This is a genomic window from Enterococcus sp. DIV1279b (genome assembly GCF_050531515.1).
Classification (GTDB): domain Bacteria; phylum Bacillota; class Bacilli; order Lactobacillales; family Enterococcaceae; genus Enterococcus_D; species Enterococcus_D casseliflavus.
Window position 1 is genome coordinate 561,613 of record NZ_CP172891.1, and the last position, 13,904, is coordinate 575,516.

The following is a 13,904-nucleotide window of genomic DNA, read 5'->3' on the forward strand; positions in this document are numbered from 1 at the left end:
AACCACTCCCGGGGAGGAGTGGCACAATTAGATGAAAAAGTTTTTTATAAGGTGGTTTCATTATATTGACTATTTCCTAATCTTTCAAACCATTTGCTCAAAAATAACCCACCCTCAAGGAGAGTGGGCCTGAAAAAAGATAAAAAATGAAATAGCCCCGGTCAAGGCTATGATTCTATTCTACAAGAACATAGTTTTTATTTCAACAAAAAGTCCACCCTATTCTGCCTAGAGTGGACCAAAAGAGTAATATGAAAAATTGAATTGGTTGGTATGTAACTACATTACACCTTTTATTAATTAAACTCAACCAATTTATGACGATTTTCTAATCAATAATTTCTATTACGTTGAAATAATGATAAAATAAACAAGAAGAGTATTAGGCGCACTTCCCCAAGTTTTCACCGCCTAACTACTCTTCTTAAAGTTTTGCACGCACTAACTAATTTATAGCATAAACTAAATTACTGCAAGTAATATGAATATTTTTATGTACAAGCTCGCCTTAGCAAGTCATTTGTTTACCAAGGAAATTTGATGAAGATAAGAAGAAAAAAATTATAGAACAATTGATTGCCCCCAGCTAAAAAAGCTATCTAAAAACTATCTATTTGTAAAAATAGTTGTGAATATATGGATTTTAGAAGATAACTTTTAGAGATTTTTTGTTGATATAACAGCATTTGTGCGTATTAAGATAGAAAATCGTTAAATGGAAGGGTCTGTGGGGTAATAGGGATACACCATTACATTCAAAGCTTCATTGACTTGATTAGTATGTTACTGTTTTCCATAAAATAATATGACAAAAAGGAGCACTCTTAGGAGTGCTCCTTTTTGTCGTTTTTTATTGGTAAAAAAGTGTGAGCATAGTGGAAATCTGCATAGAAAAACCGCACCATGACTATCTTTCGCAGCTCACAGGAAGATTACAATATTTTTTGGTTACTACGACTTCGACAATTATACTAATTCTTCAGCATATACGGTCATTTCATTCAATTTGTTTATTCGTTATTCTACTATCAATTTTCTTACAAAAAAGCTTCGTGATTAATCAAAAACGCAAACGAATTAAAAAACGCTTGTCTAATTTATGTGTATAAATGGAAAAACATTCCTCATCACTTGCTGGTAATTCAGATGAATGAATTGGGTTAATTGTTTTGTTAATAGAAGAAATAGTGAAATTGATTGAAATAAAAAGTGACCAATATGGATCAGTCGCCCTCATTACAAACTATTAAATGTAAAGTCACTTCTGAATTTAGTAGGAACAAATTCGATAATAGAATAAGTAGCAATACCATGAATTAAAAATGGATCTTCTTTGATAATAGATTGTGCCTCGTCTTTGGAGGACAAACGTGCTAATATGATTCCTCCTGTTCTAGGATTTTTACGTCCAGAGCAGATAAAATGACCTGAATCATAGTTTTTTTGTAGATATTGATTATGTGGGGGAAGAAATTTTTCTACTTGGCTTAAATCTTTTTGATAGGTCAATTCTAAAATAAATAAATTCTTCATGTTGGGGAGTCCTCCATTTTTACCTTATGACTGTTTTGCTTTTCAGACAATAGTTTTTACTGAATGTTATCACTTATATTCAAAGATGTTGAGTTAATTACCCTGCTCTTTAAGTATATGATCAACAATGACATGTTTTTTACATATCGGGTCTGACAAGAAAATTATACCAAAAGAATTTTAAACCAGTTATCGATATTTTGAATAATGTACAGAAGGGTTCGATCAGCTATTCACCCAATTTGTTGAAACGAAAAATAGCTAAACGAGTAGTAAGTAAAAGGCAGTATGCTAATGCGAGGTCATGATCATCCATGTGATACCGTATTTATCTTCAACCATACCATAGAGCGAGGACCAGAACACTGGCGCAAGAGGATCAATCACTTTTCCGTCTATCGAAAGGCTATTGAAAATAGTAGTAACTTCATCAGCGGATTCTTTCACAAGACAAAAGGAGAAAAAATCATTTGCTGGTCTATTTAGTCTGCCGTCTGTCATCATGATTCTCTGACCGTCGATGATGATTTCTGAGTCCATAACGAAATCATCAGGCATCTCAGGATCTAAACCTGAATCTATCGGGGCTTCACTCGCATAAACGATGGACTTAATTTGAGCGTCTAACGCCTCTTGATAAAATTTTATTGCATTTTCACAATTTCCTTGAAAACTTATAGCTGGGATAAGCATACAAAAATTCTCCTTTTTATTGATAGTATCACAAAGAAGTTACTCGCTTCTTTCAGTTTTTTCGTAGGAATCGGAAAATTTTGAATTGGTTGTCCAAAAAAGGAGCAGAATACGTCGCTGCAATTAAATGACAAAATAATGTCTTGGAAAAATCTCAGTAGGTTTTTCTACGTTATATTTGATGGTCATTGTATTGCCCACACCATATCTCATTGGAACAGGAATACTGTTTTCTGAGATATAATATTTTCCATCAATGGAGTAGCTAAAAGTTGCAAGTTTTGAATTGCGAAAATCCATCAGGTCGGGAAGAACAGTAGTGAATGCGACAATATTTCCTACGACTTCCTTTTTTTCAATTTTACCCATAGCTAATCACGCTCCTACTATAATTTTTATAGTGACAATTATAACATGCAGGAGTGTGCGTGAGGTGACATCAATGTCAATAACTCTTAATTTAAGTTCAAATAAACTGTTTAATCATTGGATAAGTATGTAAATATGATGATTAACTTGATTTTGTCTAGTCAAATGAGTAATTTCTGAATTTGTCTGATAAATGGTAGCAGAATAGGTACAAAATAGTTTTTACTGTTGTCATAGCATTGATGGCTAAATTATATTTTCCATCGATAGAGGTAAATAACTACAAGTTAATCACCTCAAATAAAAATATAAATATGAAGTGATCTAGATTATAGAAAACAAAGATGTGATAATAAAATAGCGAAATAAGTACTATAGTTAGAATTAATCTTTTCATCAATCATTGAATGAGGGAGAACAACAAAAAATCTGAGATAGAATAAAGTTCATTCTATCTCAGATTTTAGTTTGCACAATATATAAGCCTATGGTGAAAAAGGCTTACTTTTTGGTGTGCATGATCTAAATATAGATACTAAGACTCTTTGTTAATAGAGATTGAGTAATCAGTTCAGATTCTTCAGTACATAAATTATAAAGCCAGTTTAGGTGTTTCTGACATGTTTGTTTCTGAGTAATTGGAAGTCATAATAAAAGACTTATGAATATTTAATGATTAATTATGATATATAACGATTATTTTTTTGTCATAATGATTAACAATGAAAAAATATTCCTGTTATTTAAAAAGGGAGCGTCAATAATTTTGTGTAAATGATTCTTCCCTACTGCAGATTGTTTCTAATTCTCAATCAGTTGGCTTAGCATTTGTTCAAGTTCGCCTTCGGCCTGTTGAAAGCCTTTATGACTGCGACCTAGGAATTTTTGGTTGTAAGTATCAAAAGACGAGACTAAGAAACGTTCCATCGACTCTTTGTTTTGGAACTGTTCCTTGCGGTGGCTGTATTTCTTGATTTGCTTATTAAAGGATTCAATCAAGTTCGTAGAATAAATACTCTTGCGTATGGCCAAGGGGAAATCATAGAAAGTGAGCAAGTGATCGTTCGAAAGAATCGATTCAACCACTTTTGGATAGCTGGTTTTCCATTTTTCCGCAAAAGCACCACGTGCTTCCAACGCCACCTCTTTAGATGAGGCTTGATACACCATTTTAAAATCATCACAGACTTCCTTACGATCATCGACACGCACTTTGTGACTGATATTACGGGAAACGTGTACACAACAATGTTGAAAACGAGCTTTGGGATAGAACCGACTAATCGCTCCTACCATCCCCTTTAAGCCATCCGTGATGAACAGGAGGACATTTTTCAAACCGCGCTCTTGAAGGTCCAATAAAATTTCCTCCCAAATCGTGATGGATTCAGTCGGTGCAATCGCATAGCTCAATACTTCCTTTGATCCGTCCGGGCGAATGCCAACTGCGATATGAATAGCTTCCTTGGCGACGGTTTTCCGCTTTAACGGAATATACGTTGCGTCCATATAAATAGCAGCATAACGGTCATGAAGCTCCCGCCCTTTAAACGCCGTTACCTCTTCTGTAAATGATTTTGTTATATTGGACATGGTTTGGGGCGTGTAGTGATGCCCATACATTTTCTCAATCAAGTCTGCGATTTCCGACATGGTAATACCTTTTCGGAAGAGGTGAATGACGGTCTCCTCTAACGTGTCATTCGTCCGTCTATAAGCAGGAACAGTCTGTTGCTTGAACTCACCATTGCGGTCGCGCGGAATCTGGAGATGAAGTTCCCCATACTCGGTCTTGACCGTACGGTCATAGGAGCCGTTACGAGAATTACCCGTGTTAAAACCAATGCGATCATACTTTTCGTAATCTAGGAAAGCCGTTAACTCCGTTTTGAGAAGCGTATTGACTGCTTTCTCCAAATGGACACGGAATAATTCATTCAAATCGCCTTTGTTCGCTAGAGTCTTTAGAATTTCTGTAGTAAAATCGTTCATAGGGAAGTCCTCTCTTCTGTGAATGTGTTGTGGTAACTCTATTCTACAGAAGGGACTTCCTTTTTTCTATTTACACAAAATATTTTACACTCTCATTTAACCGCCAAAATCGTAATCTACAAAGAAATAAACACAATATAATACTATCTAATTATCATAGTGAATTATATAGAAGCATAAATACTTCCTCTACACTTTTTGCATCATCTGTTTATCAAGATACGAATGTTGTATTAACGAAAGTAATTTTCTCCAACTATCCATATTACTGATAGAATCTAAATAGAATACTTTCTTATCACATATTGCTCTTTCTAATGTGTCTGTAACTACGATATCAGCTACAGAATAGTCTTCTGTTATGATAATTTGGTTTTCATTAAACAAACCTTTAAGTCTTCTTTCAATAAAAAATCCAGCCATAAAATCTTTTGACATTCGTAAATATATTTTTATCTCTGTCTTTAATTCTGAAATAAATAAAACATGAAGTAAACTAACTAAAAGGTAATTGTGACTTTTACTAAGATTAAAGGGAGCTATGCTTTTCTGTAATTCATTTATGTATTCATCATTAATATCTGAGTGATATGTTAATGGTGGAATAAAAAGCTTTGTAAAATCCATAATAGATTCACCAACCAAAGCATACAGTGCATTGAATAGTGTCAAGTAATATATGAATAAGTTCTGTTCATGCGTAGACATTTTTTTCTGAAATATTGAAGTGCTTACTCCTAAAATTTCTCTTGATAAAAAACAAAATGGATGTTTAGAATCAATAAATATTTGCCCCAAATTTATTTTACTTTCTTTAGAAATAATGTCGGGAATAAAAAAAAGAGACATAAAATAGAAGTAATCGGCTTCGCAAATTTCATCTACTTTTTCAAGAAAAAAAAACCTATTGTCTTTACGAAATAATAAACCACTTATATTTTCTGAAATGATAGAAAAGAACGATTGGATAAGTTTCGATTTTGGTGAAAACAAGTATTGCTTATTATTAATCCGTGTTTGTAAGACTGCAAAAAAAATATCCTTTAACTGCCCTTGAGTACTTGATTCGCTATAAGTAGTGTTTAGTAATTTATCAGGCAAAAAGGAGGGAATGCTTGCATTAGAAACATCAGAAAAAGGCCATTCTATATCTTGAAAGGAGTCTTGCAAAAAAATACAAGAGAAGAGCCTGATATTAAATTCATTTCCTGCTAATCTATACTGACCATTTTCATTTAGTATATAAAAATCGAAAGAAGAAAAGAAAATATTTAGTTTTTTTGTTATTTTATTTAAATAACTCGGTGAAATGAAGAGCTCCTCTAAAATTTCTTTTTTTGTTAAAGAAACTCTTGTTACAAGTAATATCGTATAATTAAATGCAATATTTTTTTTCAGTAAAAGGAGTTTCAATGTGTAGGCCAAAGAAATGGCACAATCCCAGTATTCTTCTCGAATTTTTATATTCCCATTCCTACTTGAAACAACAAAATCAGTGATTTTCATTAGTTCTTCAAAGTGTTCATTTATCGTTTTAATAGTTTCTCTAACTGCTCTTTTAGAAATTTTTAAATTAAAAGAAATTTCTTCCGTTCTTGTTTCCTTTTTATTAATAGTAAAAAAAAGTACATGAAACTCTCTTCGCAAATAATTTGGAATCACTCATTAACTTCCTTTCTTACAAACCTTACCTACTATTAATACCTATGATTGTGTATAGGGATTCTTGTTTTTTACTTAAGATTGATCGATATCTAAAAAAAATATATTCAGCTAAAATAACTAATTACTTGAATTAATAAAAATCCACCTTTACTTGCTCTCTTATATCTAGTTTTTTCCAGCGCTTTTAAACGATTAGGTTCTTCAAATCTTTTAAATAAACGCTTTTCAAAGTCTGATTTAGGGCGTGGAGTATATTTTTTTCTTCATGCAATAATCACCTCTTAAAAAATTCTTACATCTATTATTACCACATTTGGATATAAATAAAATGATTTTCTAAATCATTGTAAATTTGCTAAATTACATGGAGTGTTTTTCCTTCACAAATACCAATACAACAAGATATTTCTTAAGATTATATCGCAATAAAAACGAATAGGATGATACATATTTTCAAATGTAACATAGTTAAGTAAATCTCTATATTATTTTTACAATTGCGTTGGCATAGAATTTTAATCAAGCACTATATTCACTCATTCCATAAAGTTGTTTCCATCTAGATATAGTAATTATATGTTCTATATTCTTTTAAAATATAATAATTTATGTAAAAAAGAGGGGTAACCACTTCCCCAAAAGAGAGTGTAAAATATTTTGTGTAAATAGAAAAAAGGAAGTCCCTTCTGTAGAATAGAGTTACCACAACACATTCACAGAAGAGAGGACTTCCCTATGAACGATTTTACTACAGAAATTCTAAAGACTCTAGCGAACAAAGGCGATTTGAATGAATTATTCCGTGTCCATTTGGAGAAAGCAGTCAATACGCTTCTCAAAACGGAGTTAACGGCTTTCCTAGATTACGAAAAGTATGATCGCATTGGTTTTAACACGGGTAATTCTCGTAACGGCTCCTATGACCGTACGGTCAAGACCGAGTATGGGGAACTTCATCTCCAGATTCCGCGCGACCGCAATGGTGAGTTCAAGCAACAGACTGTTCCTGCTTATAGACGGACGAATGACACGTTAGAGGAGACCGTCATTCACCTCTTCCGAAAAGGTATTACCATGTCGGAAATCGCAGACTTGATTGAGAAAATGTATGGGCATCACTACACGCCCCAAACCATGTCCAATATAACAAAATCATTTACAGAAGAGGTAACGGCGTTTAAAGGGCGGGAGCTTCATGACCGTTATGCTGCTATTTATATGGACGCAACGTATATTCCGTTAAAGCGGAAAACCGTCGCCAAGGAAGCTATTCATATCGCAGTTGGCATTCGCCCGGACGGATCAAAGGAAGTATTGAGCTATGCGATTGCACCGACTGAATCCATCACGATTTGGGAGGAAATTTTATTGGACCTTCAAGAGCGCGGTTTGAAAAATGTCCTCCTGTTCATCACGGATGGCTTAAAGGGGATGGTAGGAGCGATTAGTCGGTTCTATCCCAAAGCTCGTTTTCAACATTGTTGTGTACACGTTTCCCGTAATATCAGTCACAAAGTGCGTGTCGATGATCGTAAGGAAGTCTGTGATGATTTTAAAATGGTGTATCAAGCCTCATCTAAAGAGGTGGCGTTGGAAGCACGTGGTGCTTTTGCGGAAAAATGGAAAACCAGCTATCCAAAAGTGGTTGAATCGATTCTTTCGAACGATCACTTGCTCACTTTCTATGATTTCCCCTTTACCATACGCAAGAGTATTTATTCTACGAACTTGATTGAATCCTTTAATAAGCAAATCAAGAAATACAGCCACCGCAAGGAACAGTTCCAAAACGAAGAGGCGATGGAACGTTTCTTAGTCTCGTCTTTTGATACTTACAACCAAAAATTCCTAGGTCGCAGTCATAAAGGCTTTCAACAGGCCGAAGGCGAACTTGAACAAATGCTAAGCCAACTGATTGAGAATTAGAAACAATCTGCAGTAGGGAAGAATCATTTACACAAAATTATTGACGCTCCCGGTTAAATTCTATCATATATTATATTTTAATTATTTCGATAAATTTCTTATGCAAGATAATGTGTAAAATTATGCTATATTCTTCTAATGTGATACGTTTTTAAGGGACTTTTGTCAATAAAAAATGAAGAGTTGTGAAAAATTAGATAATGTTCATAAGGTTTTGAATTTATTCTCTGAATCTGTCATCAAATTATAGAGCCTATTTTATTAAGAAGTGTGGGTGTATTACTTTCTTATATACTATTATTGAATCCAATTTGTGTAAAATATCATACATAAATTGGGAATGGCGATTTCTGTTATATCCATGTTACTATGAATAGTGCAAAGACAAGCCGTTAGACAATTTATAAACTTTATTAGTAGTATAAAAATTGCTATAAATTAAGAAGTTTATGAAAATAAACTTCTTAATTTAACAAATATTTATTACAAATAATTTTGCTGACAAAGAAGACAATCCAGGAAACAACCAGCTCTGCATAATTTTTTAATCTAAAAATTTTTCAATTACTATGTAATCTAAGAAAAAGATAAAACAGTAAGAAACAGGAGAGACAGTTATGACTTCCAAACCTCATTATATTAATGAAGAATCGTATTTTTTATACTTTGAACAGAAATGTAATGATCTGGAATTTCGTGAAAAGTATCCGCTGATTATTAATAGAATAAATAAAATTTGCCAAGAAATTAAAGAATGTATTTACAGTTACGAAGGAAAAGACTTTTTTCGACTTCATGCTAAAGTTCTTGGTTTAGATGCTCAACTACAGATTATTTTATTTTTAGTTGAGACAGTAGAATCAGAATTTATTAAAAACTTAACTGAAAAAGACATTCTGGATTGCGCTCAGCAAGATTATCTTACATACATGAAAGAACAATGCGAATATTATCCCAGTGAAATTATGGATCACTCATTGTATTTTTCAGTATTATAATTATATTTTTTTGCTAATTCTCATGCAATTCCGCACAAAAAATCATTCTCTCAACTGATTGGGAAAATAATGATGAATTATAAAATTGTTTCTGATTCGTTATAATCAATTGTGAAAGCCAAAAATAGAATTTGTATGCATAGTATTTAGTCTTAATTATTTTGTAGTTTTACTGGTTTGATCAATCCTCTTAACTTAAGATTAATTAATCATTTAGTAGTTTCTTTCAGAATAAGGTTTTAATTGCAAATATAACAAAAAAACTATAGAAATGAATCTAGAAATATTACTCTGTTGATTTTCTATAATAAATATTAATATTGTATGAATTAGTAGTTCGAAATAAATCTTTACATTAAACATGTGTGGTATGAAGACTGATAATATGTAAAATACATAAATGAAATTCAAACGCCAACTGAATATTGATAACCAGAAGTGCTTAAATTTATGTGTTTCTGGCTTTTTCATTTTAGAAATTATTAAACAGGATTCGTTTGAAAAGAGTTTCAGGATAATAGGTTAGTCTATTAAATCATTAGCAAAGTATGCACGTTGGACGAAATTAGTAGATTAATCAACAGCGATTTTTTTATATAATGGTTATTTTGCTAAAACAAAAAATTACCAATTTTGTCTTTAATGCTTTAAGAGCAAAATATGCAATGATATACTAAAATAAATAACCTTAATGGAATAGACACTAAACGGAGACTCTAAAATATGACCAACCAACTAATCATAGAAGATCATCATTTCAAGAAAGGTGAGCTATCTAGCATAACGACGGCTTATATCGATCAGTACCCAGTCGTTTACATACTCTACAACCGAAATGAAAAGAAAAGACCTGTTGCGTACATTGGTCAAACGGTTCAAGTGAACAAACGGTTGAAGCAGCACTTGAATAACTCTAAGCGCAGAGAAATTAAAGAAGTACTGCTGATTGGTCATGAAAAATTCAATCAATCAGCGACCTACAATATCGAAACCAATTTGATCAATCACTTCATTGGGGATGAGCAGTTTCAGTTGCAAAATGTCAGTCAAACAAGACAGGTACAGATGCATCAGTATTATGAAAAAGAGTATTATGATGAAGTGGTCTTCCAAGAGTTATGGGAAGAATTGCAAAGGCGTCAATTGGCGTAGCACTCAATCGATACGATTCGCAACAAAGATGTATATAAATTATCCCCTTTTAAAGAACTGACGCCAGAACAGTTAGATATAAAACTTGAAATCATTGAGTACTGTAAACAAGCGATTCAGCAGGATGAAACACAAAAAGTCTTGATGATTGAAGGAGAAGCTGGAACGGGAAAGAGCGTCTTATTAGCATCTCTCTATAACACCCTTCAAGACTATACAAAATCAGAGCCTGTATTCAAAGGCACCGATAACTATTTGTTGGTCAACCATTCAGAAATGTTAAAAACCTATCATACAGTGGCAGAAAGTTTACTAAATTTAAAAAAGAATCATATGTTAAAGCCAACTTCCTTTATTAATAAAACAGATAATCAGAAGTTGCACCCAGACATCGTTATTGTGGATGAGGCCCATTTCCTTTTAACGAAGAAAGACAGCTATAACAGTTTTCACTATGAAAACCAACTAGAAGAGATTATCAAGCGAGCAAAAATTACGATTTGTATTTTTGATCCGAAGCAAGTATTGAAAATCAAAAGTTACTAGGATCAGGACAAACTGGATCAGTTTCAGAAAAGGTACAATGCTTCTCGTTTTAAGCTAAAAGATCAATTAAGAATGAAAAGTAGTCCCCAAATTATTCAATGGATCGATGATATCGTAGAAAAACGTGTAACACCGATTCCAGAATCAACAGCATCTTTTGAGCTTCAGATTATGGAAACCCATGATGCGTTGAAGAATAAAATCTTTTCTCTCGATAAAAAGGAAGGTCTGTCACGGATCATCTTAACATTCGATTATGTTCATAAGAAAGACGGAGCTTCTTATCTTGTAGACCCTGGTGGGATCAACCTGCCATGGAATACGACCGACACGAAGCGAACATGGGCGGAGCGACCAGATACAATCAGTGAAGTCGGATCAATCTACACCGTCCAAGGGTTTGATTTAAACAATGTAGGAGTCGTCATTGGCCCTTCCGTTGATTACGATCCAGAGACCGACCAGCTTGTCATCGATATTGATAAATATGAGGACAAAGGGGCGTTTACGGGACGTGACGATATGAACCAAGAATTGACGAAGAAAGCCAAAGAAATGATCATCCTTAATTCATTGAATGTATTAATGAAACGAGCAATCAAAGGGCTTTACATCTATGCAATCAATCCCAATCTCCGCCAAAAACTCTTAACCCTACAAAACGAAAGGAGCCAATCCAACCATGCAAAACCAACCCTCTTCAATGGAACGGATCAATAAATTCCGAGATGATCGCAATTGGCGACAATTTCATAATGAAAAAGATCTAGCTATTTCTATCTCCATCGAAGCCGCCGAATTGTTGGAGATTTTTCAATGGAAAACACCTGAAGAAGCCACTCAAGATTTCGAACATCTAAAAGAAGAAATTGCCGATGTTCTGATTTATTCCTATATGCTGGCAGACAATTTGGGGCTTGATATTGATGGGATCATCAAAGAAAAGCTAGAAAAAAACAACATGAAGTATCCGGTGAGAGAAAGTAAAGATTCGAAAAAGAAGTATAATGAATTGTAACAAAAAGAAGCAAGGACGCTGCAAGTTCTTGCTTCTTTTTTTTGATGGAATAGGAGCAACAAGGGTTTTCTGAATTCATCAGTGATTGGTTACGAACGTAAAAAATCTGTCATAATAGAAAAAGTTGAAGATAACTTCAAATTGGTTACAATTTTTCGGAAATATGAAGTTAACTTCAAATAAGCCCAATTTTTTATAAAAAATGAAGTTAGACCTACTGTCTGCTAGAGCAAAAACAAGATTATCCTATCCGAAAATGAAGAAAAGATCATCGGGAAAAAATCGGCAACAATGAGAGGCGTTTTCTATCAAAAATATTTCTCCCCAAAAACCTAAAAAACCTATTGCCCCCCGAGCCCACTTACTGTATAGTAAACAAGAATATTTCATGAAAATAACCAAAAACAACTAATTACAAAGACTTTGTTATTGAAAATTGCGCTTAAACGATGCCGCAAACGGAATGTAAGAAGGAGAAAACAATGACGTATCTAACAAACAATCTTGTGAATTGCATGATCACTTTAGGGTTTATCTTCATCCATCTATCTTCAAATGTTATCTCATCCAGAAAACTAAACGTGCAATACATGAGCTCCTTTGCCGCTGGGGTAGGGATCTCCTATGCGATCGTTCATCTATTGCCCCATTTGGCGTATTTTCAAACGGTGTTGATCGATGAATTTGGCTGGGATTCGGGGATTTTTTATAGTCATGGGGTCTATGGCATCGTTTTGTTTGGCTTAGTCTTCAGTTACGTGATCTACAAAATCGATGAGCGGACGTTTATGGTGTTAGAAAAGAAAGACATCACCAGTGCCAAAAACGCCTTTTTTTGGTCGGATATCGCTTTTCATGTGATTTACAACATTATGATCGGCTATATCGTGATTGCCAATACGCTATCAGAGCGTTTTTACATTTTGACCTACTTTATTGCTTTTGGTTTGCATTTTCTTATGAACGATTGGCTGCTCTATCACCATCATGGTGCCCTCTATAACAAATATGGCCGTTTTGTGCTTTCCTTCAGTATTTTCGCGGGAGCTGCGTTCTCCCTCTTTGTTTCATTGCCCTACTATTTGGTGGTCATCATTGAAGCCTTGATCACCGGCGCTTTGCTGGTGAATATCATCAAATTTGAGTTACCCAATGAAGGAGAAGGCAGTATTCGTGGGCTATTGGTAGGCACGATCTGCTCTGGAATTTTATTTGTATTTGTCTAACGCGAAAAGGAGGACTGAATCATGGATGATTCGGTCCTCCTTTTTTTATAAATACGCAAAGCAACAGATAATTCTATATGAATCGAAAAAAATCACAACAGTTTTTATATTTTTGACCATTATTTATAATTTTATTGCGATGTTCGCTTGCTTTTCCAAAAGACATTCTATAGAATGTAAGCGAATAGAAACCAAAAAAATAGGCACCCCGTAATTCTGTTGGCGCAGACTTACGAGGCCCTGATCAGTCACTTCTCTAAACAGGATGACCAATCAAGTTGCCATAGTTGATCCCTAAAGGCTCAACGTGTTTATTGTACCGAAAATCTCGCGGTTTTTCTAGTGATTCCAGCGATTTTATCGGAAAAAAACGCGGGAAGCTGGAGGTTTATTTTGCTGTGTCAAGTCATTGGACATTTCCTGTCTGATGACTTTTTTTGCGTGTGTTTCGTTTCTTATTGGCGCCGATAAGAAAGGACCTACGCCTTTCTAGTGACGATTAGAAAGAAGTCGATTACACCTGACGAGGTGAGACAGACAGTAATGTCCACGGTATAGAAGAGGAGATAGCAATGATGAAATCTCACTTTGTGTTGTCCCTCAGTCTATAAGGAACAAGTGTGACAGCAGACGAACTAGGGTCAGCTTTATCCACTAGAAGCACGTAACTTGCCTAGGTTTCTATTCTTCAAAAAAGAAGGTTGCTTTCTTTACCATGGCAAGCGGGTTCATCCCTTTGAATCCGCTTACCTTCAAGAAGTGAAATATTAAATAGAAAAGAAGGTC

The 13,904-nt window shown here is 34.2% G+C and carries 9 protein-coding genes and 1 pseudogene; 5 read left to right on the plus strand and 5 right to left on the minus strand.

Going from position 1 to position 13,904, the window contains the following annotated elements:
- Window positions 1–1,236: 1,236 nt before the first annotated feature.
- The 5 genes from IGI71_RS02655 to IGI71_RS02675 form a co-directional block, all read right to left on the minus strand.
- Window positions 1,237–1,533 (minus strand): YciI family protein, encoded by a 297-nt coding sequence (locus IGI71_RS02655; RefSeq protein ID WP_081117388.1) that lies wholly within the window; start codon window positions 1,531–1,533, stop codon window positions 1,237–1,239.
- Between the two features lie 291 nt (window positions 1,534–1,824).
- On the minus strand, window positions 1,825–2,226 hold the full coding sequence (locus IGI71_RS02660) for a VOC family protein (RefSeq protein WP_081117389.1): 402 nt from the start codon (window positions 2,224–2,226) through the stop codon (window positions 1,825–1,827).
- Between the two features lie 123 nt (window positions 2,227–2,349).
- On the minus strand, window positions 2,350–2,595 hold the full coding sequence (locus IGI71_RS02665) for a hypothetical protein (RefSeq protein WP_081117390.1): 246 nt from the start codon (window positions 2,593–2,595) through the stop codon (window positions 2,350–2,352).
- A gap of 801 nt (window positions 2,596–3,396) precedes the next feature.
- Window positions 3,397–4,587 (minus strand): IS256-like element ISLgar5 family transposase, encoded by a 1,191-nt coding sequence (locus IGI71_RS02670; RefSeq protein WP_430616169.1) that lies wholly within the window; start codon window positions 4,585–4,587, stop codon window positions 3,397–3,399.
- Between the two features lie 189 nt (window positions 4,588–4,776).
- Window positions 4,777–6,249, minus strand: coding sequence for a helix-turn-helix domain-containing protein (locus IGI71_RS02675; protein ID WP_194185776.1), 1,473 nt, complete (start codon window positions 6,247–6,249; stop codon window positions 4,777–4,779).
- Window positions 6,250–6,987: 738 nt separating this feature from the next.
- Here IGI71_RS02675 and IGI71_RS02680 point away from each other — a divergent pair.
- From IGI71_RS02680 to IGI71_RS02700, 5 genes and pseudogenes are all read left to right on the plus strand, one after another.
- Complete coding sequence (locus IGI71_RS02680) at window positions 6,988–8,178, plus strand: IS256-like element ISLgar5 family transposase (RefSeq protein WP_430616170.1); 1,191 nt, start codon at window positions 6,988–6,990, stop codon at window positions 8,176–8,178.
- A gap of 617 nt (window positions 8,179–8,795) precedes the next feature.
- The gene (locus IGI71_RS02685; protein ID WP_194185775.1) at window positions 8,796–9,176 is read left to right on the plus strand and encodes a DUF7006 family protein; all 381 of its coding nucleotides are present in this window, start codon (window positions 8,796–8,798) and stop codon (window positions 9,174–9,176) included.
- 723 nt (window positions 9,177–9,899) lie between these two features.
- Window positions 9,900–11,594, plus strand: a pseudogene (locus IGI71_RS02690) (DUF2075 domain-containing protein).
- Entirely contained in the window at window positions 11,557–11,892 is a 336-nt protein-coding gene (locus IGI71_RS02695; protein WP_270287099.1) for a nucleotide pyrophosphohydrolase, read from the plus strand. Before IGI71_RS02690 ends, IGI71_RS02695 begins: the two are co-directional and overlap by 38 nt.
- A 482-nt stretch (window positions 11,893–12,374) precedes the next feature.
- Window positions 12,375–13,118, plus strand: a complete 744-nt coding sequence (locus IGI71_RS02700) for a hypothetical protein (protein ID WP_005227479.1) — start codon at window positions 12,375–12,377, stop codon at window positions 13,116–13,118.
- Window positions 13,119–13,904 lie beyond the last annotated feature (786 nt).